Below are 26,606 nucleotides of genomic sequence, written 5' to 3' on the forward strand. Positions count from 1 at the left end.
CGTCCACCCATCACGATGATAAAAAGAGGTTTGCAATGAGCATGAATGACAACCCGAACGGTGTGCAGATCCGCGCGATCCTGGACAAGCAGCGCGCCGCTTTCCTGGAAGCAGGCCCGTCTTGCGCCGAGCAGCGCATCGAACTGATTGACCGCGCCATCGGCCTGTTGGTCGATCACGAGCAAGAGATCATCGAAGCGGTCACCCGTGATTTTGGCCATCGCAGCAAGGACTTCACCCGCGTCAGTGAAGTGCTGTCGCCGCTGATGACCCTGAAGCAGACCAAGGCCCGGTTGGCCGAGTGGATGAAGCCCGAAACCCGCCACACCGACCGCGGCGAAGCCTGGGTGGAGTACCAGCCGCTGGGCGTGATTGGCATCGTCAGCCCGTGGAACTTCCCGGTCAACCTGGCCTTCAGTGCCCTGGCTGGCGCTCTGGCGGCCGGCAATCGGGTGATGATCAAGCCGTCCGAGTTCACTCCGCGCACGTCCGAGCTGATGGCGCGAATGTTCGCCTCGGTGTTCGCCGAAGAGGAAGTCGCGTTGATCACCGGCGGTCCGCAGGTCGGTCAGGCGTTCTGCAGTCAGCCCTTCGACCACCTGTTATTCACTGGCGCAACCAGCGTCGGCAAGCACGTGATGCGCGCCGCCGCCGAGAACCTGGTGCCGGTAACCCTGGAGCTGGGCGGCAAGTCGCCGACCATCGTTTCGCGCTCCGCCGACTTCAAGGCCGCAGTGACTAAAGTCATCACCGGCAAGATGCATAACTCCGGGCAGATCTGCCTGGCGCCAGACTATGTGTTCGTTCCAGAGGAGAAGGTCGAGGAATTTATCGCCACTGCCAAGGTTGTGCTGGCCGGCTACTTCCCGAACCTCAAGGACAACCCGGACTACACCTCGGTTATCAACGCCCGCCATTTCGAGCGCCTGCAGGGATACCTGGCCGAGGCGCGCGAGGCCGGCGTTGAGCTGATCGAACTGAACCCGGCTGGCGAGGATTTCACTGACCAGCCACACCACAAGATCGCCCCGACCCTGCTGCGCAACCCTGGCGATCATCTGAAGGTGATGCAGGACGAGATCTTCGGTCCGCTGCTGCCGATCAAGTCGTACCAGACGATTGCCGAAGTGGTCGCCTATATCAATGCCCATCCGCGTCCGCTGGGCCTCTACTACTTCGGCACCGATGCCGACGAGGAAGCCTACGTGCTCAGCCGCACCACTTCCGGCGGGGTGACCCTCAACGAAGTGATCAAGCACGTCGGCGTCGAGAACCTGCCATTCGGCGGTGTCGGCCCCAGCGGCATGGGGGCTTATCACGGTATGGACGGCTTCAAGACCTTCAGCCACGCCAAGGCTGTGTATCGCCCGGTCGAGGGTCCGGACCTGATGCGTCCGCCCTACGTCGAGCAAGTCCGCCAGATCGTCAGCTCGTTGATCAGTCGTTAATCCGGCGGGACGTGATCGCGTTGTTACGTCCCGCATTCACAGGAAGTTGTTTATGAGAGCTGCCGTATTCCATCAGCCGGGTTCGCCATTGACCATCGAAGAAGTCAGCATCAGCAAACCCGGGCCGCGTGAGGTGCTGATCCGCACCATGGCCAGCGGCGTCTGCCATTCCGATCTGCACATCGTCGATGGCACCTATCCCTATGCGCTGCCGCTGCTGCTCGGTCATGAGTCGGCGGGCATCGTCGAGGCGGTCGGCGCCGACGTGCGCAGTGTCAAGCCGGGCGATCATGTGGTCACCTGCCTGTCAGCGTTCTGCGGTTGCTGCAGCGATTGTGTCACCGGCCACATGAACCGCTGCCAGTCGCCGAGTACCAAGCGAGGTAAAGACGAAGAGTCGCGCCTGAGCTACGTGCACAAGCCGATTGCGCAGTTCATGAACCTGGGCGGCTTCGCCGAGCAGATGCTGGTCCACGAGAACGCTTGCGTGGCGATCCGTAAAGACATGCCGCTTGATCGTGCCGCGTTGCTGGGTTGCGCAGTCATCACCGGCACCGGTGCGGTGTTCAACACCGCTCAGGTACGTCCGGGTGAAACCGTGGCGGTGATCGGCTGTGGCGGCGTGGGTCTGGCCACCATCAACGGAGCGGCGCTGGCTGGCGCAGCGCGGATCATCGCCATAGACATGCTTGACAGCAAGCTGGAACTGGCCAGGCAGTTCGGTGCCACCGACGTGGTCAATGGCAAGGATGGTGACGCAGTCAAGCAGGTGCTCGAACTGACCGGTGGCGGCGTGCATTACTCGTTCGAATGCATCGGCCTCAAGCAGACCGCCGAGCAGGCCTTCGGCATGTTGCGTCGCGGCGGCACCGCCACGGTGATTGGCATGATCAAACCAGGCGTCAAGCTTGAGCTGCACGGTCTGGACTTTCTTGGTGAAAAGAGAATTCAGGGCTCGTACATGGGCTCCAACCGATTCCTAGTGGACCTGCCGCGCCTGGTCGACTTCTACCTGCAGGGTCGCCTGAAGCTCGACGAGATGATTTCCCGGCGGATCAAGCTGGAGCAGATCAACAGCGCCTTTGACGAGCTCAAGCGCGGTGAACTGGCGCGCTCGGTGATTGTGTTCGACCAGTAATTTTTCTCCCGGCCGGTCGGCATCTCCGGTCTACGGTCGGGCTTTTCTTCCTTTGCATTCGATGGGAACCCGTCAATGAAAACGCGTATTACAGAAATGCTTGGCATCCGCTACCCAATCATCCAAGGCGGCATGATGTGGGTCGGTCGCGCGGAATTGGTCGCGGCTGTTTCGAATGCTGGCGGTCTGGGCATTCTAACCGCCTTGACCCAGCCGACGCCTGAAGATCTGGCCCGCGAGATCGAGCGATGCCGTTCGATGACCGACAAGCCGTTCGGCGTCAACCTGACGCTGCTGCCGTCGATCAACCCGCCGCCGTACGCCGAGTACCTCGACGTGATCATCGCGTCCGGTGTGAAAATACTGGAAACCGCAGGAAACAACCCGGGTGAACACATCGCCCGTGCCAAGGCCGCCGGTCTCAAGGTGATCCACAAGTGCGTGGCCATCCGCCATGCGCTGAAGGCGCAGAGCCTGGGCGTCAACGCGGTGTCGATCGACGGCTTCGAATGCGCCGGCCACCCCGGCGAAGACGACGTGCCGGGCCTGATACTGATCCCGCAGGCGGTGCGCAAGCTTAAGATCCCGGTGATTGCCTCCGGCGGTATCGCCGATGGTCGCGGCCTGGCCGCGGCCCTGACGCTCGGTGCCGAAGGGGTGAACATGGGTACGCGTTTCTGCGCCACCGTCGAAGCGCCGATCCACGCCAACATCAAGCAGGCGCTGGTCAACTCCAGCGAACGCGACACCAACTTGATCTTCCGCACCCTGCACAACACTGCGCGAGTGCTGAAAAACGCCATCTCCGACGAGGTGGTGAGCATTGAGCGCAAGGGCGGCGCACAGTTCGAGGACATCCGTCATCTGGTCGCCGGAGCGCGTGGTCGCGCGGCGCTGGAGGCTGGCCAGCCGGACGACGGCATTGTCACCGCCGGCCAGTGCGTCGGCCTGATCGACGATATTCCCACTTGTGCCGAGTTGCTCGAGCGCATGGTCGCCGAATGTCGCACGCACCTGCAGACCGCCCAACGCTGGGCCAACTGATCTGCAGCCGCCGGAGTACCGAGCCATGGATTTCACCTTTAGTGACGAACAACAGATGCTGCGCGATATGCTCGCGCGTTATCTGGACGAACAATACGATTTCGACAGCCGGATGAAGGCCGTGGCGTCCGCCGACGGCTGGCGACCGGGCTGCTGGCAGGCCTTCGCCAGCGAACTGGGTATTCTTTCGGCAGCTTTCCCGGAGGAGCAGGGCGGCCTGGGCGGCGGTGCAGTGGATAACCTCATCGTCATGGAGGCCTTCGGCCGCGCTCTGGTGATCGAGCCCTATCTGTCCACCGTGGTGTTCGCTGGCGGCCTGCTCAAGCGCAGCCCAGGCGCACTGGCCAGCGACATCATCCCGAGAATCATGGCCGGCGAGGTACGCATCGCCTGGGCCCAGAGCGAGGCACAGAGCCGCTACTGCCTGCACGCCGTGCAACTGTCAGCGCAGCGCGACGGCGATGCCTTCGTGCTCAACGGTCACAAGACCCTGGTGCTCGATGCGCCATTCGCCACCCACCTGCTGGTCAGCGTGCGCAGTGCCGGTCAGCGTCGTGACCGCGACGGTATCAGTCTGCTACTGGTCGACAAGGCCAGTGCCGGGCTCCGCACCCAGGACTACCCGACCGTCGACGGCGGGCGTGCCGCGCAAGTCTGGTTCGAAGACGTCCGCGTCCCAGCGGCCAACCTGATCGGTGCCGAGGGCCAGGGCCTGGCGCTGATCGAGGCGGTGTTCGACGAAGCGTTGCTGGCGCAGTGCGCCGAAGCGGTGGGGATCATGCAGAAAATGCTCGACGACACCGTGGCCTACGCCAAGGAGCGCCGCCAGTTCGGCATACCAATCGGCTCGTTCCAGGCCCTGCAGCACCGCATGGTCGACATGCACATCCACATCCAGCAGGCCAGCGGGCTGACCTACATGGCCACCTTAAAACTGGCCGGCACCCCGCACGAACGGGCGATGGCCGCCAGTGCCGCCAAGGTGCGGGTCGGCAAGGCGCTGCGCGCAGTCGGCCAGGGCGCCGTGCAGATCCACGGCGGTATGGGTATCACCGAGGAACTGGCGGTCGGTCACTACTTCAAACGCGCCACCGTGATCGAACAGCAGTTCGGCTCGGTGGATCATCACCTGCGCCGCTACAGCGAACTGGCCGGGGAGGCTGCCCATGAATCTTGATTACACCGCCCAGGAGCAGGCCTTTCGCGAGGAGGTCGGTGCCTGGATCGCCGACGTCTTCGACGAGCAGTTGCGCGAGATGGTCGCCCAGTCGAAGAACGGTTACCTCGACAAGGAAGGCCAGCGTCGCTGGCAAAAACTCCTTCACGCGCGCGGCTGGGCCGCGCCGGACTGGCCGACCGAGTACGGTGGACCGGGCTGGACGCCGACTCAGCGCTTGCTGTTCCAGGCCGAGATTGCCGCCGCCGGCTGCCCGAAAGTCTCGCCGATGGGCCTGAAGATGGTCGCGCCGGTGATCATGCGTTTCGGAACTGCCGAGCAGAAAGCGCGTTTCCTGCCGGCCACCCTGGCCTCTGACATCTTCTGGTGCCAGGGCTATTCCGAGCCGGGTTCTGGCTCCGACCTGTCGTCGCTGCAGATGAAGGCGGTGCGCGACGGCGATCACTATGTGCTCAACGGTTCGAAAATCTGGACTACTCAGGCGCAGTGGGCCGACTGGATGTTCTGCCTGGTACGCACCAGCCGCGACGCCAGCAAGCAGGCCGGCATTTCCTTCCTGCTGGTGGACATGACCACCCCGGGGATCAAGGTCGATTCGATCCCGCTGCTGGACGGGCCGATGCCCGGCGAGCAGGAGGTCAACCAGGTGTTCTTCGAGGACGTGCGCGTGCCGGTGCAGAACCTGATCGGCGAAGAGGGACAGGGCTGGACCTGCGCCAAGTACCTGCTGGAGTTCGAACGTGGCGGCGCCTATGGCCCGACCTTGCGCCAACAGCTGGACAAGGTGCGCTACATGGCCGCCCGGCAGCCAGCCGACGACGGCGGCCGGCTTATCGACGACGCGGATTTCCGCCGCCGCCTGCTGGAACTGGAGATCCAGGTCGCCGCAGTGGATGCCGCGGAGCTGCGGGTGTTCTCCGGGCTCAACTCCGGTTCGTCGATTGGCGCTGCGTCGAGCATGATCAAGCTGGCCGGTACCGAAACGCTGCAGGCGATCACGGAGCTTGCGGTGGAGGCGGTGGGTCCGCAGGGCTGGCCGTTCATCCGCGACACCTGGGCCGAGGTCTATGGCCGTGCCGAAGCGCCGCGCCCGGGGCCGGCCTATGCCGGCCCGGTGGTGCCTCGCTACTTCAACTATCGCAAGGCCTCGATCTACGGAGGTACCAGCGAAGTGCAGCGCAACATCATCGCCAAGCAGGTACTAGGCCTGTAATTCGCATGGAGAATCCGTCATGAGTGTCATGGACCCAGTCGTCGAGTCGATCGACGACATCCCCGAAGGCTTTGTGCCGATGCAGCGTCCGGGGTTGCCCGGCTTTGTGCAGAACTGCCGCGGCTTCTACTTCAGGCCGGCGACCGGCGAGGTCGCCGCACGCATCCTGCCAGAGCATCTCAACCCGCTGCACATTGCCCATGGCGGCTTGCTGGCGACCCTGGCCGATACTGCGCTCGGTGCATTTATCCGCGTGCAGGGCGGCTACGAACTACCGCCGGCGACCGTCGAGCTGAGCATCGACTACATCAGCCCGGCGCGTCCGGGACAGTGGATCGAGGCGCATGTCGAGGTCCACAAGCTCGGCCGCACCTTGTGCAACGCCAGTCTCAGCCTGATGGACGGTGAACGCCTGGTGGCGCGCGCCAAAGGCACTCTGATCGCCAATACGCACAGCCTGCATGCCGCGGTCGCGGCCCAGGCAAAATCCTGAATCTGGAGTAATCCCATGTCCGAATCTTTTCCGCTGCTGGGCCCCGAGGCCCAGTACCAGGCGTTCCTCGACCAGCGACGCTTCATGCTGCAACGCAGTCAGTCCACCGGTCGCTACGTGTTCTACCCGCGGGTGATGATCCCCGGCACTGGCGAGACCGACCTGGAATGGGTCGAGGCCACCGGCACCGGGACGCTCTATGCGATCACCGTCAACCGTGCCCGGACCGGCAGCCACAACGTGGCGCTGATCGACCTTGACGAGGGCGTGCGCATGATGTCGCGCATCGAAGGCGTGGAAACCGCACCGATCGGCAGTCGGGTGAAGGCGCGCATCGTCGAGGTCGACGCAGTGGCCGGCGTAGTGTTTGACTTGATCGAAGAGGAGTCGGTATGAACCAGGCCATTCGCGGCAAGACCGCCATTGTGGGTATTGGCACCGCCGGGTGCGGCGAGGCCCGCGGCTTCAGTGCCATCGAACTGCTCGGCCAGGCCTCGCTGAAGGCCATCGCCGACGCCGGGCTGCAACTTGGCGATATCGACGGCGTGTTCGCCGCCACCAGTTCGCACGCGTTCCCGACCCTGTCGGTGTGCGAGTACCTGGGCATCAAGCCGAAGTACGTCGACGGCACTAACGTCGGCGGCTCCAGCTTCGAAATGCACCTGTTGCAGGCGACCCTCGCCCTGGAGGCCGGTCTGTGCAACGCGGCACTGATTTGCTATGGCTCCAACCAGCGCACCGCCGGCGGCAAGCTGGTGTCCATGAGCGAGCCGCAGTGGCACGAGACCTTCTACAAGCCGCGTCACCCGATTACCTCTTACTCGCTGGCGGCCAGTCGGCACATGCACCAGTACGGCACTACCCGCGAAATGCTCGCCGAAGTGGCCGTTTCCGCCCGTGGCTGGGCCAACCTTAACCCGGAAGCGTTTGCCCGTGGGCCACTGAGCATCGAAGACGTGATGGCCAGCCGCATGGTCAGCGATCCATTGAGTTCCGCCGATTGCTGCCTGGTCACCGACGGCGGTGCGGCGGTGGTGCTGGTGCGTTCCGACCGGGCACGGGACTTGTCGCAAAAGCCGGTGTACTTTCTCGGTGCCGCGGGTGCCCAGTGGCACCGCTCTGTAGTCTGCATGCCGGATCTGACCGTTACCGCCGCCTCGGAAAGCGCGCCACGGGCCATGGAAATGGCCGGGGTCAAGCATGCCGATGTCGACCTGGTGATGCTCTACGATGCTTTCACCATCAACACCATCCTGTTTCTCGAAGACCTCGGCTTCTGCCCGAAAGGCGAGGGCGGGCGCTTCGTACAGGGTGGGCACATCGCACCGGGCGGCGGTTTGGCGGTTAACACCAACGGTGGCGGGTTGTCCTGCGTGCATCCGGGCATGTACGGGTTGTTCCTGATCGTCGAGGCGGTGACCCAAATCCGCGGCAATGCCGGCGCACGGCAGCTGAAAAAAGCCGATGTCGCCTTGCTGCACGGCAATGGCGGCACGCTGTCCAGCCAAGTCACGGCGTTCCTGGGCAGCGAGGCGGTGCTTTGAGACGACTGGTTCTGAAATTGGTTCGAATGATCTAGAGCCAACGGGCGGACCGGGCGGGATACTTGACCTCAAGCTGAACACCCACCTTGCAGGAGCGGCGCTGCTGCAAGGTCCGCCTTTCAGGAAGACGTCATGGCCTCGCAGATCGAACCGACACCGCCCGTACAGCCCAACACCGTCTACCTGCCCACCCTGGTGCCGGCCATCGACGGGCTGCTGCGTCTTGGCCTGGCGGTCGAGCGGATCGAGGCGGTGTTCCAGCGCAGCCTTGAAGAAATCAGGGCGCCGCTGGTGCGGGTGCCGATGCTCATGTCCCGGCGTTTCTGGGACCTGGCTGTCGAGTTCAGCGGCGATCCTGGCATCGGCCTTGAGCTGGGGCTTAGCACAGTATCCAGACAACCCAATGGCATGAGCTACCTGTTTGACGCGGAATCCTCGCTCAAGCGTGGTTTCGAGCATCTGGCCAGGTACATGGCCGAATTCCAGGGACATTTCCGTAGCGAATTGGTATTTCGTGGGGACGAGGTGCAGATGCGCCTTTATGACTGCGGCAGCCTCCAAGCCACACCGCAGATGGTCGATTACGTTTTTGCCGGACTGTGCGCGCTGGTACGGCGCAAGATGTTGAGTAGCGGTCAGCCCGGCTCGCCCTTGCGACACCTGTCGTTCGCCCATGAGGCGCTGACCGACGTTTCGCGTCATGCAGTTGCCTTTAAAGCATCGGTCAGTTGGGAGCAACCCTGGCACGCCTTGCACTTCGATCGCGAGCTGTTCGTACGCGAAGTGAGCCGCCGTGACGACGCGCTGGTGTCACGGCTGCAGGCGTTGATGGCTGATATCAACCAGTACAGTCGGCCGACATTGCTGGCTGAAGTCTGCGATCAGATCGCGCACGAACTGTCCAACGGACCGACGCTGGAGGCGTTCTGCAACCATCGCCACATCACTCGACGCACAGCCCGTCGGCGCCTGCAAGCCCAGGGCGGACAGTACAGCGATCTGCTCGATGAACACCGTCGTTATCGTGCCTATGACCTGCTCAAAGATTCGTCCCTGAACCTGATCGAAGTAACCGATTTGCTCGGTTACCGCGATCTCTCCAGTTTTTCCCGCGCGTTCCAGCGCTGGTACGGCAGCAGCCCAGGCACCTGGCGCGAACGATTTGCCAAGCCGCAACAGCGCTAAACAAGAGAATGATGACAATGACAAAAACGTTCTCCGCCACCAGCACACTGGTCAACCTGATGCTTGATCATGCGGCATCCCGAGGTCTGGATACCGCGCAACTGTTACTCGAGGCCGGCATCAGCCGTAGCCAACTCGCGAACCCGCTGCACAAACTGCCATGTGAACAGTTTGAATTGCTCTGCCAGCTTTGCGAACGCGCCAGCGGTGACAAGCGCATGGGGTGCGATATGTCCCATCGCTTGACCGCCAACGGTCTGCACGGTTTGAACATTCTGATGGATTCGGCACCGACTCTGGCCGTGGGCTTGCGTTGTCTGGGACAGTTCCTGCCCTTGCTAACCGATCGCATGCGGCTTGAGACCCGGCAGACTGCCGAGTCGGTGATTTTTACCCTTGCGGTGCCGCAGCCGGCCCCGCACTTTTTCTGGCTCGATGCCGCGCTATCGGCCCTGTTGCGCAACGTAGCGCGCCGCGTGGGCAAGGCGCCTGGAGAGTTGCTGAAAAAGGTGTGGATTACACCGCAGCAGCAATGCACCGGGCTCCTGGATGAGTGGAACGTGGTCCATGAGTTGGCGTCTTCGCCAGCCTTCGAGGTCTCGCTCGAGGCCCTTGATTGGCGGCATGTGAAAGCCGACGAGTTCTTCCATCGGGCCATGCTCGAGCATTGGCAATCGCAGCAACCGACCGTTGCCCATGAAGACGAAGGGTTGGCCAAGGCCAGGCTGTGGCTCAAGAGCTCTACTCACCCGATCGAACACATCGCCAGCCTGATGGGCTACAGCCAGCCCGGCAACTTCACCCGAGCGTTTCGCAAGCAGTACGGCGTCACGCCCCGGCAATTCCGCCAGGCCTGACCTGCACACACCCTCAAATTGGTTCGAATGAACTAGAGAGTTCCCCTGGGGCCGGGCCGATACTCGATGTCCGTTGCACAGCGCGGGCACTCATCCCGCCCGGCCTTAATTCACACTGCTCAAGGAGTCTTGATGGACATCCATTTCACCCCCGATGAGCTCGCCTTCCGTCAGGAGGTGCGCGATTTTCTGCACAATAATCTGCCAGCCGATGTCGCTGCCAAAGTCAGGCTTGGCAAGCGTCTGTCCAAGAGCGATAACGTCAGCTGGATGCAAGCGCTCAACAAGCGCGGCTGGTACGCCCCCATGTGGCCGGTCGAACTGGGCGGCAAAGGCTGGAGCGTGGTGCACAAGCACATCTTCGATGAAGAGTGTGCTGCGTATGGTGCCCCGCGCGTTCTGCCGTTCGGTGTGGTGATGGTGGGACCGGTCATCATCAAGTTCGGTACGCCGGAGCAGAAAGCCCATTACCTGCCGCGAATCCTCAATTCCACCGACTGGTGGGCCCAGGGTTATTCGGAGCCGGGGGCCGGTTCCGACCTGGCTTCGCTCAAAACCCGCGCGGTACGTGATGGCGACCACTACATCGTCAACGGCCAGAAGACCTGGACTACCATGGCTCAGCATGCCGATTGGATCTTCTGCCTGGTGCGCACCGACCCGGACGCCCAGGCCCAGCGTGGCATTTCCTTTCTGCTGATCGACATGAAGACACCGGGCGTGACCGTGCGTCCGATCATCACCCTGGACGGCGATCACGAAGTCAACGAAGTGTTTTTCGACAACGTGCGTGTGCCGGTGGCCAATCTGGTAGGCGAAGAGAATCAGGGTTGGACCTGTGCCAAGTATCTGCTGACTCACGAACGCACTGGCCTGGCAGGCATTGGCGCTTCCAAGGCGTTGCTCAAACATCTGAAAGTCATTGCCGGCCGCGAGCTGTGCGAAGGCCGCCCGCTGATTGAAGACCCGCTGTTTCGCGCGCAGATCGCTGAAGTGGAGATGCAACTGATGGCCACGGAGATGAGCAACCTGCGCATCCTGGCCACCAGCAGTGAAGGCGGTGTACCCGGTACGGAAAGCTCGATCCTCAAGGTCAAGGGTACCGAGATACGTCAGGCCATCACCCATCTGCTGCGCAAGGCCGTCGGCCCGTATGCGTTGCCGTTCCTGGAGGACGAGCTGGAAAAAGCTTTTGGCGACGACGAGCTGCATACCGACTACAGCTCAACCGTCGCCAGTCAGTATTTCATCATGCGCAAGCTGTCGATCTACGGCGGCTCCAACGAAATTCAGAAGAACATCGTTTCCAAGATGATTCTCGAACTTTAATGAGGTCGCTCCGATCATGGATTTCAAACTGACTGAAGAGCAGCAAATGCTGCAGGACACCGCTGCACGACTGGTACGCGACGCCTATAACTTCGAACAGCGGGAAAGATTCCGGCACACGGATTTGGGCTACGGCAAAGCCTTCTGGCAGACCCTGGGCGAGCTGGGCCTGACCTCGGTACCGTTCGCCGAGCAGTACGGCGGTTTCGGCGGCAGCGGTGTGGAGACCCTGCTGGTCATGACAGAGCTGGGCCGTGGCCTGTGCCTTGAGCCTTACCTGCAATCGGTCATCTACGCCGGCGGTCTCATCCAGCAACTGGGCAGCGAGGCGCAGAAAAATGACCTGCTAGGGCAGGTCGCCAGCGCCGAACTGCAACTGGCCGTGGCCTTTGAAGAGCCGCAAAGCCACTACCACCTCAATGATGTGCAGACCCATGCCGAAATCGTCGAGGGCGGCTTCGAGCTGACCGGTCGCAAAGTGGCGGTTATCGGTGGCCACAGCGCGAACCTGATCCTGGTATCGGCGCGGGTGGCAGGCAATGCACGGGATGAAGAGGGGATCAGCCTGTTCCTGGTCGATCCGCAAGCCAAGGGCGTCAAACGTCGCGTCTACCCTCTGGCTGATGGCCGCAAGGGCTGTGAGCTGTATCTGGACAGCGTTTTTGTCGAGTCCAATGCCCTGTTGGGTGAAAGCGGCGGAGCCCTGGCGGCGCTGCGTTACCAGCAAGGTCGTGCCATTGCGGCACAGTGCGCTGAAGCTACCGGCGCGATGGCGGCTGCGTGCAACCTGACTCTGGACTACCTCAAGCAACGCAAGCAATTTGGTCAACCGATCGGCAAGTTCCAGGTGCTGCAACACCGCATGGTCGATATGCGCACCGAACTGGATCAAGCTACTTCCATGGCGATGTTGGCCGCCTGTGTGGCTGACCAGCCGGACAGCGAAGAACGCAGCCGCACCCTGGCCGCCGCCAAGTTCATCGTCACCCGCGCCGGTCGCCTGATCTGCGAGCAGAGCATCCAGTTGCACGGTGGCATCGGCCTGACCGATGAGTACGCAGGTTCGCACTACGCCAAGCATCTGGTGATGATCAGCCACGAGTTCGGCGATGACGACCACCACCTCAAGGCCTACAGCCGGTTGATGCAGGTCGCCTGAGTCACCGTTGAGGCGTTCCCGTGCCGAGCGCGGGAACGAATTGCATACCTGGGGCCCCACGGGGTCCTTTTTTTGGAGAGTCCTATGAAAGTCCTCGTCGCCGTCAAGCGCGTGGTCGACTTCAACGTGAAGGTCCGCGTCAAGGCGGACAACACCGGTGTCGATCTGACCAGCGTGAAAATGTCCCTGAATCCCTTCTGCGAAATCGCCGTGGAAGAAGCTGTCCGCCTGAAAGAAAAGGGCGTGGCGAGCGAGATCGTCGTCGTTAGCGTCGGCCCGGCCACTGCTCAGGAGCAGCTGCGTACTGCCCTGGCACTGGGTGCTGATCGTGCGGTGCTGGTCGAATCCAACGATGAGCTGAACTCTCTGGCCGTGGCCAAGCTGCTCAAGGCTGTGGTCGACAAGGAACAACCTCAGTTGGTCATTCTTGGCAAGCAAGCCATCGACAGCGACAACAACCAGACGGGCCAGATGTTGGCTGCGCTGACCGGTTTCGCCCAGGGCACCTTCGCCTCCAAGGTTGAAGTGGCGGGTGACAAGGTCAACGTCACCCGTGAAATCGACGGCGGCCTGCAGACGCTAGCGCTGAACCTGCCGGCGGTCATCACCACCGACCTGCGCCTGAACGAGCCACGCTACGCATCGCTGCCGAACATCATGAAGGCCAAGAAGAAGCCGCTGGAAACCGTGACTCCAGAAGCGCTGGGCGTTTCCACGGCGTCCACCAGCAAGATCCTGAAAGTCGAAGCGCCGGCTGCTCGCAGCGCCGGTATCAAGGTCAAGTCGGTTGCTGAACTGGTTGAGAAACTTAAGAACGAGGCGAAGGTAATCTAAATGGCCATCCTGGTTATCGCTGAACACGAGAACGGTACCGTTGCTCCGGCAACGCTGAACACTGTTGCTGCTGCCGCCAAGATCGGTGGTGACATCCACGTGCTGGTCGCTGGCCAGAATGTTGGTGGTGTCGCTGAAGCTGCCGCCAAGATCGCTGGCGTTGCCAAGGTGCTGGTTGCCGATAACGCCGCTTACGCCAACCTGCTGCCAGAAAACGTAGCACCGCTGGTTGCCGAGTTGGGCAAGGGTTACAGCCACGTGCTGGCGCCAGCTACCTCCAACGGTAAAAACATCCTGCCACGCGTTGCCGCGCAGCTGGACGCTGACCAGATATCCGAAATCATTTCGGTAGAGTCGGCAGACACCTTCAAGCGCCCGATCTACGCCGGTAACGCCATTGCCACTGTGCAATCGAACGCTGCCGTCAAGGTCATCACCGTACGTGCCACCGGTTTTGACGCCGTTGCCGCTGAAGGTGGTTCGGCTGCTGTTGAAGCCGTTGCTGCCGTGCACAACGCTGGCACTTCGGCTTTCGTTGGCGAAGAGCTGGCCAAGTCCGATCGCCCTGAGCTGACCGCTGCCAAGATCGTCGTTTCCGGCGGCCGCGGCATGCAGAACGGTGACAACTTCAAGCATCTGTACGCCTTGGCCGACAAGCTTGGCGCTGGTGTCGGTGCTTCGCGCGCTGCGGTCGACGCAGGTTTCGTACCGAACGATATGCAGGTCGGTCAGACCGGCAAGATCGTCGCGCCACAGCTGTACATTGCCGTTGGTATCTCCGGCGCAATCCAGCACCTGGCCGGGATGAAGGACTCCAAGGTGATTGTTGCGATCAACAAAGACGAAGAGGCGCCAATCTTTCAGGTGGCTGATTACGGCTTGGTCACGGACCTGTTCGAAGCCGTACCAGCGCTGGAGAGCTTGGTCTAGTTCGGTAGCTTCGCTGATAAAGTGCCCGTCCTTTTGGTCGGGCTTTTTTTTTGGTTCTTCACGGATTATCGGGGAGTATTGGATTTGGATTTGAGCGCTGTGGGCTTATCCGTTTGGCGTGGTGGCTCCACTGGCCCCTTCCGCCCTTACGGCGGGTCCCTTTTGTCTTGGCAAAAGGAACCAAAACTGCTGGCTCCTGCATCCGGCCCTACGCTGCGCTCCGGGTTCCCTCCTTCCGGTATTGCTCCCGTGAGGACCGCGCTAACGGGCCATCCATGGCCCGAAGCGCTTGACGGGCTCCTGCCCGTCACCTCACTACGCAATACCTCCACTCGGCCTCCTGAAGTCGCAGACCGCAGCGTCTGGACTATCGAGTCCACAAAAGCTTCAAGCTTCAAGCTTGGAGCTTCAAGCTTGCCGCTATCGAAGATACCGCCAGCGCAGGCGCTGCCCGTAATTTTGCGACTTCAGGAGGCTGAGTGGAGGTGCCTGGAGGGCCAGGTGCGTAAGCACCCTTCGGCTGTGCCGAAGGCGCGAGATGTAGACTTGCGTAGCAAGTCGTAGGCCGCGCGGGCCTGGAGGGCGCCGGAGCGAAGGGACCCGAAGCGCAGCGTAGGGCCGGATGCAGGAGCGAGCGGTTTTGCTGACTTTTTCCAAGAAAAAAGTCAGCCGCCGTAAAGGCGGAAGGGGCCTGAGGAGCCACCACGCCAAACGGATAAGCTCACAGCGCTCAAAGCCAAAGCCAAAGCCAATTACTCCCCGACAATTCGTGAAGAACCTTTTTTTGGGTTTTTTCACGGATTGCCGGGATATGCTGTGGGCTTATCCATTAGGTGGGGCCAGCATAGCCACCACACCCAATGGATAAAAACTCAAGCAACGCGGGCATTGAGCTGTCCCGCGTTGAAGAAGGAAGTGATCAGGGGGTGACGATATTGAACTGCCCGCTGAAGCTGTCGAGCATCGACAACAATTCACCCAGCTTCTTGCCATCTCCGTCGAGCTTGAGCGCGCCTTGTTTGATCGCCGTCGGAAAGTCCAATTCACGCAAGCTGATTTTGTCCAGGGTGGTCTTGTCCATGCTCACCGTAAGCACGGCCTGGTCGTTCTTCACACCATCGCGGTGCGTCAGCACGCCATTGCGCAGGGTCAGGGTGTAGGGTTGCTGGAGGTCCTCGAATACCCAGTTCAGGACCATGTCGTGACCCACGGCTTTTTCGCTGTCCAGGCGCACGGCAAGGTAGTCGAAGAACATCTTCGGGGTCATGGCCTTGACCAAGTCCGGCTTCGCCTTGGATCCCTCGTATTGCGGCACGCCGTTGCGCAGTTCCATGGCGCCTGTCAGGTATATGTTGCGCCACAGGGCGTTCTCGGCCTGGTAACCCATCTGTTCCAGGGCGTCGGCCTGCAAATTGCGTGCATCCTTGTTGTCGGGCGCCGCGAACACCAGGTTGTTACCCAGTTGTGCGGCCCAGCGGTAGTCGCCCTTGTCGATGGCAGCCTGCATCAGCTTGATAACGGCTTCGACGCCGCCCAGAGCTTCAACCAGATGCTGGCCGGCTTCAACCGGTGGCAGCGGATCGAGGTTGGCCGGGTTGCCGTCGTAGAAGCCCAGGTAGCGCTGATACACCGCGCGGGAGTTGTGGCTGAGCGAGCCGTAGTAGCCGCGGGTGTACCACTTGTTGTCCAGGTCACCGGGCAGTTTCTGCATGTTTTGTGCAACTTCTGTCGGCGTCATGCCCTTGTTGATCAGGTGCAAAGTGCGGTCGTTGAGGAACGCATACATGTCACGCTGATCGGCCAACAAGGTACGGATACGCTCGCCTCCCCAGGTCGGCCAGTTGTGTGAGACGAACATGACATCGACCTTGTCACCGTAGCGCGCCAGGCTGGCGTCGATGTACTCGCTCCAGGCCTTGGCGTCACGCACCAGGGCGCCGCGTGGCGTGAGGATGTTGTGCATCATCTGGGTGGTGTTTTCCGACATGCATACAGCGCGCAGTTGCGGCAGGAAGAAGTTCATCTCGGCTGGCGCTTCGGTGCCTGGCGTCAGCTGGAATTCGACATCGAATCCGGCGACCTTGTGTGTCTCGTAGGTCTGACTGATCAGATCGGTGGGGGCAATGATCGTCATCGAGCCGTTGACAGGAGCAGTCTTACCCATGCCGGCTTCCAGCTGACCTTGCTCGTTGCGTGGCAACAGCGAACCTAACTGATATTGGGAGCGACGGCTCATGGCAGTGCCGGCGAAGACGTTCTCGCTCACCACATGCTCCATGAACCCGACTGGGGCGTAGATCTTCACCTTGCCGGCCTTGACGTCGGCTTCGTCGATTATGCCGCGTACGCCACCGAAATGGTCGGCATGGCTGTGACTGTAGGCAACCGCGACCACCGGCTTTTTAGGGCGATGCTGATAGTACAGGTCGAGGGCCGCACGAGCGGTTTCAGTCACGGTCAGAGGGTCGATGATGAACAGGCCATCGTCACCTTCGATGATGGTCATGTTCGACAGGTCCATGCCACGCAGCTGGTAGATCTTCGGCGCAACTTCAAACAGGCCTGCGTGCACATTCAACTGCGCCAGGCGCCACAGGCTCGGGTTGACGGTGTCGGCCGGCTTTTCCCGGGCGAGAAACGAGTAGGCGTCGATGTCCCAGACCAGCTGGCCACTCGCGTTCTTGATCTGCCCGGTAAAGGGGGCAATCAGACCGCGACTGACCGAGTCGTAGTCGGTACGGTCACTGAAAGGCAGGTTTTTGAGCGCCTCGGCATTCTTTGCCGTAGTGATTGCGCTGGCAGGTTTGCTGACGACCTGATCGGCAGCGTAAAGCGGTTGTGTGCCCAGGGCGACAATCAGGCTGACAAGCAGGACCGGTTTGGCAGGGATCGGCATGACGACTCCAATTTGATTGTTGTTGTTTGATGGGTGATCTGCAACAGACTGGTTAGCATAAATAGCGAATGCCGGCGTGGGGTGGGCTTCAGGGGCCAAAAAATGTGCAGGGATAAAGGAGGGAGGGTGGGCGCTCTGCGTGGTTACGCGCCTCAGCGGTTATCTGTGTAACCGGTAGTAACAGCTTGAGTCCCGGCGGGACCATACAAGTGATTCAAACGTCACCCACGAGAAATAAACGCGCGAAATCAGCTGCAATTGGCACTGTACCCAACCAAAAGGGTGAGACACAAAATCGCCCATCCGGGCAGTGCCAAATCACCAAAGCGCTCAATAGCATCGTCACTCCACTTAAGTTCTGTTTCTGCTGGAGAGCCGCATGAGCACAATAAGAATAAAAATACGTGGGCCGTTTCTGCCGCATGCGCTGGCAACAGCCGTTGCCTTGGGTTTGGCCGGTCAGGTTCAGGCCGTCGCTTTCAATATCGGGGAACTCGAGGGGCAATTCGACTCATCGCTGTCGATTGGGGGTAGCTGGTCGACGACCAATGCGGACAAGCGTTTCATCTCCAACTTCAACAGCCAGGGTGTGAAAGGGGGCGGGGCGTCATCGCGTACCGCCGACGATAACCGCCTGAACTTTCGGGCCGGCGAAAATTTCTCGACCATCTTCAAGGGCACTCACGATCTGGAGCTGCAGTACGGCGACAGTGGCGCCTTCGTGCGTGGCAAGTACTGGTACGACTTCGAGCAGGAAGACGGTCAACAGCACTTCTACGACATCTCCGACAAGGGCCGCGATGAGGCCGCGCGTTCCAAGGGGGCCGAGTTCCTCGACGCCTTCATTTACCACAACTACAGCCTGGGCGAGCGTGCCGGTAACGTACGTTTGGGTAAACAGGTGGTGAGCTGGGGGGAAAGCACCTTCATCGGTAACTCGATCAACTCCATCAACCCCGTCGACGTGGCAGCATTACGCCGTCCTGGTGCCGAAGTGAAAGAGGGGTTGATTCCGGTCAACATGTTTTACCTGTCCCAAGGCCTGAGCGAGTACGTCACGGCAGAAGGTTTTTACCAACTGGAATGGGACAAAACGGTGGTCGACAACTGCGGGACCTTCTTTGGTTCCGACCCGATTGCCCAAGGCTGCGATGATCGCCTGGTCGCCGCAGGCCGGGACTTGGCGCCGGGTGTGGCGACGAACACCGGGGGGCCGGCGGCTGTCGCCGCTGGCCGGGACAATGTCTACGTTCCACGCGCCAAGGACAACGACGCGCGAGACAGTGGCCAGTATGGCCTGGCCCTGCGTTGGTTCATCCCCGAGCTCAGCGACACCGAGCTGGCCGCCTATGCCATGAACTACCACAGCCGCAACCCGTACTTGAGTGCCAACCAGAGCGCGGTGCGAGCATCGGCTGCCAACCCTTTCGCCGGCGTACGCAGCGCCAGATATTTCATCGACTATCCAGAAGATATCCGCCTGTATGGTCTGAGTTTTCAGACCAACCTGGGGGGCACCTCGCTGGGCGGCGAAGTCAGCTACCGGCCGAACATGCCTCTGCAAATCAACACCACTGATTTGCTGGCAGCGGCGACGTTGACCCCCACCTCGCCGCTGATCACCACCGGGTTTGCCGGTAATACGTTGGGTGCTGAGGTCAATGGCTACAAGCGCATGCCAGTCACTCAGGCTCAGGTCACGGCGACCCAGTTCTTCGAACAGGTCATGGGAGCGGACCGCCTGACCCTGATCGCCGAGGTTGGCTACAACCATATTGGCGGCCTGGACAAGGCCGATGGCACCGGGTTGCGTTTCGGCCGAAACCCGCTCTACGGCTCCGGTGAGCTACCTGGTGCGGCAGGTGCGGTTGCCTGCCGCGGTACGGCCGTAGGCACTGCAACCGCCAGCAACCCGGCGCAGGAGTGCAACAACGATGGCTTTTACACCAGTAACAGCTGGGGTTACCGAGCGCGCGCCAAGCTGGACTATCCGAACGCGATCGCCGGTATCAACCTGTCGCCTAACTTAGCCTGGTCCCATGACGTTCAGGGTTACGGCCCGAACTTCGAAGAAGGCTCCAAGGCCGTTAGCGTCGGTGTCGATGCCGATTACCGCAACGCCTATACCGCCAGCCTCAGTTACACCGACTTTTTCGGCGGCGATTTCAACACCAACGTTGATCGCGACTATGTCGCGCTCAGCTTCGGCGTGAACTTCTAAGTGAGGAACAAGCACATGAAAACAACAATAATGCTGCGTGCCGGTACCGTGGCGCTGACACTGCTCGCCACCCATGTTCTGGCATCAGTGCCCCCTCAGGAAGCTGCACAACTGGGCACCACGCTAACGCCGTTGGGTGGGGAAAAGGCGGGCAATGCCGACGGCAGTATCCCGGCTTGGACCGGTGGCCTGAAAGCCGATGCCGCCCCTGTGGACAGCAAGGGCTTCCTGGGTGACCCGTTTGCTGACGAGAAGCCGTTGTTCATTATTACCGCCGCCAATTTCGCGCAGTACAAGGACAAGCTCAGCGAGGGCCAGATGGCCCTGTTCAAGCGATATCCCGAGACCTACAAGATCCCGGTGTACAAGACCCACCGGACCGCGTCCTCGCCGCAGGAGGTTTACGAAGCGGCTAAGACCAGCGCGCTCAACACAAAGTCCGAGCATGACGGCAACGACCTGAGCAATTTCATTTCGCGCTACTACGCGTTTCCGATCCCCAAGTCAGGGGTCGAGGTAGTCTGGAACCACATGACCCGCTACCGTGGCAAGAACCTGTACCGCGAACTGGCCCAGGCTGTGCCGCAAACCAATGGCGCCTACACCATCGTTGAGGTCACGGACGAAGTGGCTTTCCCGCAATACATGTCGGGCGCTGATGGGGCGAAGAGCGAAAACGTACTGTTCTACTACAAGCAGGAAGTTACGGCGCCTTCGCGTCTCGCCGGTAACGTGCTGCTGGTCCATGAAACCATCGACCAGCTCAAGGAGCCCCGCATGGCCTGGCAATACAATGCCGGCCAACGCCGCGTACGTCGCGCACCGCAAGTGGCTTATGACGGCCCGGGCACCGCCGCCGACGGCATGCGTACGGCCGACAACGCCGACATGTTCAACGGCTCGCCCGACCGCTATCAATGGAAGCTGGTGGGCAAGAAAGAAATGTACATCCCCTACAACAATTACAAGTTGTATTCGCCTTCGCTCAAATACGCCGACATCATCAAGGCCGGGCATATCAACCAGGACCTGACCCGCTATGAGCTGCACCGCGTGTGGCAAGTGGAAGCGACGCTGAAGCCGGGCGAGCGGCATGTCTATGCCAAGCGCACGTTTTACATCGATGAAGACACCTGGTCTGCTGTTGAAGTCGATCACTACGACGGACGTGGCCAGCTATGGCGTGTCGGTGAGGGCTTTGCGATCAACGACTACAAGGAAGGAATCGCCAACTATGCGGGGATTGCCTTGTACGACTTGATGGCTGGTCGCTACATCATTCAAGGGTTGAGCAACGAAGCCAAGCATGCCATTACCTACAACATGGCCCCTAAAATGGCTGACTTCACCCCGGCCGCACTGCGCAACGCAGGCGTTCGCTGAGTAAGCCTGATCATCCCCGGCATTCAGTGCCGGGGATGATCAGTATTTGGCCGCTACGGCTCAACATCAAAAACCCCCTTTGCGTATATCTCTACAGTCGATTGTCAGCCGCAGCCGCGGTTAATCATCTGCAAGAGATCTGCACTATGTTATCCAACACTGTCGACCGGGCCGTCACCCTGACCAAGTACTCCAGAGCGCCGGAGTTGCCTTCTGCACACATGGCGCGTCCCCGGCTGATCGAGCGGCTGGCAGCACAGCCCAAACGCCTGGTGTTGCTCTGGGCGCCGGCGGGTTATGGCAAGAGTGCGCTGCTGACCGAGTATTTCTCTCGCTCGACCGAGGACCTTGTCTGGCTGGATCTGGGCGCACGTCCCCTATCGGTGGAGCAGTTTCTGGCTCGCCTCACCTTGGCCCTGGGCCTGCCGCCGCGCTCGATGGACAGCGAAGCGTCGTTGCTGGAGCGGTTGCGCCTTCGCCGATCGGTTTTACGATTGGTACTCGATGACTTTCCGGTCCAGGTGAGCGATGAACTCAGCGCGCTTATCGACAGGCTTCTCGGCCATTCCCAGATCTTGCTGCACCTATATGTCACCAGCCGTCAGCGACCGGACTGGCAGTTGCCCAGACTTTTGCTGGCCGACGACCTTCTGGAGCTGGATGCCAAAGCCTTGGCGTTCAATGTCGAGGAATTGCGCTGTTTGCAACTGCGCCAGTCGCCTGATGCATCGATGGCCCAATCGCAAGCGCTTTGGCAGCGTACCCAAGGCTGGTGCGCGGGGGCGCGTTTTTTACTGGCCGCCGATGGCAACGGTGAAGAGGGCGAGCGTATCGCCGATGAATGGCTCAAGGACTATCTGGAGCAGGCATGGCTGAAACGAATTGAGGGCCAGGAATGCACGGCGCTAATCGAATTGGCGCATTTGCCTGAATGCTCGGCGATGCACTGTGAGCAGCTGTGGGAGGGACAACAGGGCGCACAGATGTTCACTCGTCTGCAAAAGGCCCATTCCTTTTTGTTTCAAACCGAAGGGGCGGGGGGCAACTTCCGTTTGCTGCCACTGGTGGCTCAGGCCCTGAAAAGCATGCTGGGTAACAGTGCGCGCAAGCTTCTGTACCTACGGGCATGTCGTCTCTACCACGGCCTGGGCCAATCCAATGCCGCCATCGAGCTGGCACTGCTTGCCGGCAGGCCGGATGTCGCGGCCAGCTACCTGGAACACATAAGCCTTGAATGGCTGATCAGTGAGTGCAATCTGGCCCTGCTGTTGCGCTGGAAAGAGCAAATTCCCGAGGAGCTGCTGCACAGCACGCCTCGATTGTTGTGCCTGTTTGCCCGAGCGTTGCTGATCAGCTGGCGCCTGGATGAGGCGGCAGCCTGTATCGATAACCTTGGCAAGTTCTTGCCCTTGCCGGACAAGGATCGGTGCGTTCGGCTACTCGCCAATTTGCAGGCGTTGTCCGGGGCGCTGGCGGCGCTGCGCGCAGATAACGTATCGGCGAAGGTGCACTGCCACGAAGCAATCGCTTATCTGCCGGCCGAGGACTGGCGCTCGTCGGTCTGGTGCCACTCGACGCTGGCGCGGGTCGCCATGAGCTGCAATGACATGGCAACCGCCGAAGACCACCTGCACCAGGCAATCGAACTGGGGCGGCGTAACGCAAGCCTGACCTGCGAACTAATGATAGATGTCGACGTCATTCGATTGCATATGCACCGCGGTGAAATGGCCCAGGCCCGCGCCACGTTGGAGCAGAGTTTCGAACACGCCCGGGGCCAGGAGCATCAGCGCCTGCTGATCGGCCGATTGCGCCAGCTGCGCGCCGAGCTTCATTTATCAGCCGGGCATCTGGATGAATGCGCAGAAGATCTGCACGCCAGTGAGCAGCATGCCCGGGACGTCGGCGATCCCTGGATTTTTCAGGTTCTGGTGAGTCAGGCACAGCTGGCGTCCCGACGCGACGAAGGTGAGCGCGCACTCAAGCTGCTGCGCGATGCTCAGCGGCTGATGCAATGCGGGCGCGTTCCAAAGCACTTGTTTCAACCCGTGCTCGATGCGCAATACCAGAGGCTGGCTGAATCTTCGCCGATGGCAACGCACACGCAGGCGAATAAAACGGAAGTCCTCACCTTTCGGGAAACCGCAGTCCTCAAGCTGCTGGCGCAAGGCCTGACCAACAAAGAAATCGGCTCCCAGCTGTTTATTTCACTCAACACCGTCAAGACCCATACGAGCAGCGTCAAACAAAAACTTGGCGTCGTCGGCCGCACGCGGGCGGTGATGCGTGCACAGGCGCTCGGCTTGTTGGTGTGAACGCTCCCACGACTACTACAACAAGAGAATCTTTTAATGGATGACGTGGTCAATCACGACTGGACAGGTCGTACCGAAGAGGTCGACGACCTGATCGATCCCAGTCAGGTCGCACGCTACGCGGCGACGCTGGGGCAAGCTGTTGCGCAGCCAATAGAGACGCTGCCCCCCCTATGGCATTGGGCATTCTTCCAGAGCCCGCTCGATACAGCCTGTCTGGGTGACGACGGGCATCCAAAAGAGAAAGCATTCCTGCCACCCCCGGCCAATCGCAGCCGCATGTGGGCGGGCGGGCGGGTGAAGTTCGTCGAGCCACTGCGAGTGGGTATCAAGGCCACTCGCAGCTCGACCATCATCAAGGCTCAGGAAAAGACCGGTTCGACCGGTTCACTGCTGTTTGTCACTGTCCAGCATGACTACATTCAGGACGGTCGCCTGGCGATCAGCGAAGAACAGGACATCGTCTTTCGAGCGCTTTCACCGCCCAAGTCCGGCGGTTCGCAGCGGTTGATCAGCGGCGACTGGCAGGAAACGTTCGTGCCTTCGCCGGTGGCGCTGTTCCGCTATTCGGCTGTGACCTTCAACGCACATCGTATCCATTACGACGAACCCTACGCCACGGCTGTCGAGGGTTATCCGGGGCTCGTCGTGCAGGGGCCGCTGATCGCGACCCTGACCGTGGCCGCCTTCTGTCGCGCCCATCCGGACGCACGCCTGCGGCATTTCGCCTACCGCGGACTGCGTCCATTGATTGCACCCCATGCATTCGAGGTCGGCGGACGGATCACCGGTGCCGGTATCGCAAGCACCTGGGCCGGTAACGAGAGCGGGCTGGCCCAGTCCAGTGAAATTCACTTCGAGCAGTTTTCGAGTACATCCGGCCATTGCGCCGCAGTCGGGAGTTGAAGCAATGCTGTCCTCTACACAAGAACAAGAAATCATGGCTATCCGCGAGGGCGTACGTGCCCTGTGTGCACAATTCGATGCCGCCTACTGGCGCAGGATCGACGAAGAGAAAGGCTTCCCGGAGGCCTTCGTCGATGCCATGACCCAGGCCGGCTGGCTGTCGGCGATGATCCCGGTTGAATTCGGCGGGTCGGGCCTGGGCTTGGCCGAAGCTTCGGTCATCCTCGAGGAAGTGAACCGTTGTGGCGGCAATTCCGGTACGGTCCACGGGCAGATGTACAACATGTTCACGTTGCTGCGCCATGGCAGCGAAGAACAAAAACGTTATTACCTGCCCAAGCTGGCCTCGGGTGAGCTGCGCCTGCAGTCGATGGGCGTGACCGAGCCGACCACCGGCACCGATACCACGAAGATAAAGACTTCGGCGGTGCGCCAGGGTGACAAGTACATCATCAACGGACAGAAAGTCTGGATCTCGCGCATTCAACATTCCGACCTGATGATTTTGCTGGCACGCACGACGCCGCTGGCCGAAGTGCAGAAAAAATCCGAAGGCATGTCGATCTTTCTGGTCGATCTGCGTGAAGCCATCGGCAACGGCCTGACCGTGCAGCCGATTGCCAACATGGTCAATCACGAGACCAACGAGCTGTTCTTCGACAACCTGCAGATCCCGACCTCAAGCCTGATTGGCGAGGAAGGCAAGGGCTTCAAGTACATCCTCGACGGTCTCAACGCCGAGCGTACCCTGATCGCCGCCGAATGCATCGGTGATGGCCGCTGGTTCATCGAGAAGGCCAGTGCCTATGCCCGCGACCGTGTGGTGTTCGGCCGCCCCATTGGCCAGAACCAGGGCGTTCAGTTTCCGATTGCCGAGGCCCATATCGAGATCGAAGCGGCCGACCTGATGCGCTGGCGTGCCTGTGAGGAGTACGACGCCGGGCGCAATGCCGGTGCCAGCGCCAACATGGCCAAGTACCTGGCTGCCAAGGCGTCCTGGGAAGCGGCCAACGCCTGCCTGCAAACCCACGGTGGTTTTGGTTTCGCCTGTGAGTACGACGTGGAGCGCAAATTCCGCGAGACCCGCCTGTACCAGGTGGCGCCGATCTCCACCAACCTGATTCTTTCCTATGTCGCCGAGCATCTGCTCGAACTGCCGCGCAGCTTCTGAGGGCACGTGAATGAACCACACTAAAGCATTGGCGGCGTTCCTCGCCCGGTTGCACTATGACGATCTGCCTGAAGCGGTGCTGGCACGCACCGAAGACCTGTTCCTCGACTGGCTGGGTTCGTCCCTGGCCAGCAAGGGCGCGCATCCGATCCCGTTGTTCGAGCGCTATGCCGCAATGATGGGGCCGGACGGCGGGTCGTCCGGCATTTTGGTGAGCGGTCGACGCACCTCGGCCTATTTCGCGGCCCTGGTCAACGCGGCGTCCTCCCATTTGGTGGAGCAAGACGACCTGCATAACAGTTCCGTGCTGCACCCGGCCACCGTGGTATTTCCAGCCGCGTTGGCCGCCGCCCAGGATCTGGGCAAGTCCGGCCGGGAACTGTTGCTGGCCTCGGTGGCCGGTTACGAGGCGGGTATCCGCATCGGCGAATTCCTGGGACGTTCTCACTACCGGATTTTTCACACCACGGCCACCGTGGGCACCCTCGCCGCAGCCGTGGCGGTGGGCAAGTTGATGAACTTCGACCAGGCGCAATTCATCAATCTGCTGGGCAGCGCTGGCACCCAGGCTGCCGGATTGTGGGAGTTCTTGCGCGACGCCGCCGACTCCAAGCAACTGCACACCGCCAAGGCGGCGGCCGATGGGCTGCTCGCCGCTTACCTCACAGCGGATGGCTTAACCGGGGCGCGCAATATCCTGGAAGGCGACCAGGGCATGGCGGCGGGTATGTCGAGTGATGCCCGGCCGGCGTGCTTGTCCGATCGCCTGGGCAGCCGCTGGGCTTTGTTGGAAACCTCGTTCAAGTTCCATGCATCCTGTCGCCATACCCACCCGGCGGCAGACGCCTTGCTTGAGCTGATGCAACGCGAGGCTCTGCAGCACGATCAGATCGCCAGCATCACCACGCGCGTGCATCAGGCGGCAATCGATGTGCTCGGGCGGGTGGACGTGCCGCAAACTGTACACCAGGCCAAGTTCTCCATGGGCGCGGTGCTGGGCCTGATTGCCGTGCATGGCAAGGCCGGATTACCCGAGTTCGATCAGTTCGCCCTGACCGACCCGAACGTCGCTGCCGTGCGCGAGAAAACCCGAATGCAGTTGGACGCCGAAGTCGACGATGCCTATCCGCAACGCTGGTTGGGCCGGGTAGACGTTTGCACCCTCGATGGCCGTGAATTTACGGCGGCCATTGACGAGCCCAAAGGTGACCCGGGCAACACCCTGTCTCGGCCGGAACTGGAAGACAAGTTCCAGCGTTTGCTGGCATTTGCCGGCGACACGGATACCCGACGTGCCAGTGCATTGATCGACAGGGTGTGGAAGCTTCGCGCGACCACCGACCTCATTGGTTTGACGGAGTAA

21 protein-coding genes are annotated in these 26,606 nt (G+C 61.0%); 20 read left to right on the forward strand and 1 reads right to left on the reverse strand.

The genetic code is table 11. The features are described 5' to 3' along the window. The first annotated feature begins 35 nt into the window (after nt 1–35). From E1573_RS08895 to E1573_RS08960, 14 genes are all read left to right on the forward strand, one after another. Nucleotides 36–1,448, forward strand: coding sequence for a coniferyl aldehyde dehydrogenase (locus tag E1573_RS08895; protein WP_133212704.1), 1,413 nt, complete (start codon nt 36–38; stop codon nt 1,446–1,448). Nucleotides 1,449–1,500: 52 nt separating this feature from the next. Next, the gene (locus E1573_RS08900; protein WP_133212706.1) at nt 1,501–2,586 is read left to right on the forward strand and encodes a Zn-dependent alcohol dehydrogenase; all 1,086 of its coding nucleotides are present in this window, start codon (nt 1,501–1,503) and stop codon (nt 2,584–2,586) included. 75 nt (nt 2,587–2,661) lie between these two features. Then, complete coding sequence (locus E1573_RS08905) at nt 2,662–3,630, forward strand: nitronate monooxygenase family protein (RefSeq protein ID WP_133212708.1); 969 nt, start codon at nt 2,662–2,664, stop codon at nt 3,628–3,630. Nucleotides 3,631–3,655: 25 nt separating this feature from the next. Beyond that, nucleotides 3,656–4,807, forward strand: coding sequence for an acyl-CoA dehydrogenase family protein (locus tag E1573_RS08910; RefSeq protein ID WP_133212710.1), 1,152 nt, complete (start codon nt 3,656–3,658; stop codon nt 4,805–4,807). Beyond that, nucleotides 4,797–6,020, forward strand: coding sequence for an acyl-CoA dehydrogenase family protein (locus E1573_RS08915; RefSeq protein ID WP_133212712.1), 1,224 nt, complete (start codon nt 4,797–4,799; stop codon nt 6,018–6,020). The genes E1573_RS08910 and E1573_RS08915 overlap by 11 nt, the downstream gene beginning before the upstream one ends. A 19-nt stretch (nt 6,021–6,039) precedes the next feature. Beyond that, complete coding sequence (locus tag E1573_RS08920) at nt 6,040–6,513, forward strand: PaaI family thioesterase (protein WP_133212714.1); 474 nt, start codon at nt 6,040–6,042, stop codon at nt 6,511–6,513. A gap of 15 nt (nt 6,514–6,528) precedes the next feature. Then, nucleotides 6,529–6,909, forward strand: a complete 381-nt coding sequence (locus E1573_RS08925) for a Zn-ribbon domain-containing OB-fold protein (RefSeq protein ID WP_133212716.1) — start codon at nt 6,529–6,531, stop codon at nt 6,907–6,909. Then, nucleotides 6,906–8,057, forward strand: a complete 1,152-nt coding sequence (locus E1573_RS08930) for a thiolase (RefSeq protein ID WP_133212718.1) — start codon at nt 6,906–6,908, stop codon at nt 8,055–8,057. The genes E1573_RS08925 and E1573_RS08930 overlap by 4 nt, the downstream gene beginning before the upstream one ends. A gap of 132 nt (nt 8,058–8,189) precedes the next feature. After that, nucleotides 8,190–9,242, forward strand: coding sequence for an AraC family transcriptional regulator (locus E1573_RS08935; protein WP_133212720.1), 1,053 nt, complete (start codon nt 8,190–8,192; stop codon nt 9,240–9,242). A gap of 17 nt (nt 9,243–9,259) precedes the next feature. Next, the gene (locus E1573_RS08940) at nt 9,260–10,099 is read left to right on the forward strand and encodes an AraC family transcriptional regulator ligand-binding domain-containing protein (RefSeq protein ID WP_165957310.1); all 840 of its coding nucleotides are present in this window, start codon (nt 9,260–9,262) and stop codon (nt 10,097–10,099) included. 132 nt (nt 10,100–10,231) lie between these two features. After that, complete coding sequence (locus E1573_RS08945; protein WP_133212724.1) at nt 10,232–11,428, forward strand: acyl-CoA dehydrogenase family protein; 1,197 nt, start codon at nt 10,232–10,234, stop codon at nt 11,426–11,428. Nucleotides 11,429–11,444: 16 nt separating this feature from the next. After that, nucleotides 11,445–12,587 carry an acyl-CoA dehydrogenase family protein gene (locus E1573_RS08950; RefSeq protein ID WP_133212726.1) on the forward strand — a complete coding sequence of 381 codons (1,143 nt, stop codon included), beginning with the start codon at nt 11,445–11,447 and terminating at the stop codon, nt 12,585–12,587. An 84-nt stretch (nt 12,588–12,671) separates the two neighbouring features. Beyond that, a complete protein-coding gene (locus E1573_RS08955) occupies nt 12,672–13,421 on the forward strand; it encodes an electron transfer flavoprotein subunit beta/FixA family protein (protein WP_133212728.1) in 750 nt (249 codons plus the stop codon). Continuing rightward, the gene (locus E1573_RS08960; protein ID WP_133212730.1) at nt 13,422–14,351 is read left to right on the forward strand and encodes an electron transfer flavoprotein subunit alpha/FixB family protein; all 930 of its coding nucleotides are present in this window, start codon (nt 13,422–13,424) and stop codon (nt 14,349–14,351) included. Between the two features lie 919 nt (nt 14,352–15,270). On the opposite strand, the gene E1573_RS08970 is transcribed toward E1573_RS08960, so the two are convergent. Beyond that, nucleotides 15,271–17,247 carry an alkyl/aryl-sulfatase gene (locus tag E1573_RS08970; RefSeq protein ID WP_133212734.1) on the reverse strand — a complete coding sequence of 659 codons (1,977 nt, stop codon included), beginning with the start codon at nt 17,245–17,247 and terminating at the stop codon, nt 15,271–15,273. A gap of 379 nt (nt 17,248–17,626) precedes the next feature. Between E1573_RS08970 and E1573_RS08975 the strand changes: the two genes are divergently transcribed. From E1573_RS08975 to E1573_RS09000, 6 genes are all read left to right on the forward strand, one after another. Next, nucleotides 17,627–19,468 carry a DUF1302 domain-containing protein gene (locus tag E1573_RS08975; RefSeq protein WP_133212736.1) on the forward strand — a complete coding sequence of 614 codons (1,842 nt, stop codon included), beginning with the start codon at nt 17,627–17,629 and terminating at the stop codon, nt 19,466–19,468. A gap of 15 nt (nt 19,469–19,483) precedes the next feature. Next, nucleotides 19,484–20,851, forward strand: coding sequence for a DUF1329 domain-containing protein (locus E1573_RS08980; RefSeq protein ID WP_133212738.1), 1,368 nt, complete (start codon nt 19,484–19,486; stop codon nt 20,849–20,851). Between the two features lie 146 nt (nt 20,852–20,997). After that, the gene (locus tag E1573_RS27115; RefSeq protein ID WP_165957311.1) at nt 20,998–23,166 is read left to right on the forward strand and encodes a LuxR C-terminal-related transcriptional regulator; all 2,169 of its coding nucleotides are present in this window, start codon (nt 20,998–21,000) and stop codon (nt 23,164–23,166) included. Nucleotides 23,167–23,202: 36 nt separating this feature from the next. Beyond that, a complete protein-coding gene (locus tag E1573_RS08990; RefSeq protein WP_133212740.1) occupies nt 23,203–24,072 on the forward strand; it encodes a MaoC family dehydratase N-terminal domain-containing protein in 870 nt (289 codons plus the stop codon). Nucleotides 24,073–24,076: 4 nt separating this feature from the next. Beyond that, entirely contained in the window at nt 24,077–25,243 is a 1,167-nt protein-coding gene (locus tag E1573_RS08995; protein WP_133212742.1) for an acyl-CoA dehydrogenase family protein, read from the forward strand. A 10-nt stretch (nt 25,244–25,253) separates the two neighbouring features. Next, nucleotides 25,254–26,606, forward strand: a complete 1,353-nt coding sequence (locus E1573_RS09000; RefSeq protein WP_133212744.1) for an MmgE/PrpD family protein — start codon at nt 25,254–25,256, stop codon at nt 26,604–26,606.

Source organism: Pseudomonas sp. H9, assembly GCF_004353925.1.
Lineage (GTDB): Bacteria > Pseudomonadota > Gammaproteobacteria > Pseudomonadales > Pseudomonadaceae > Aquipseudomonas.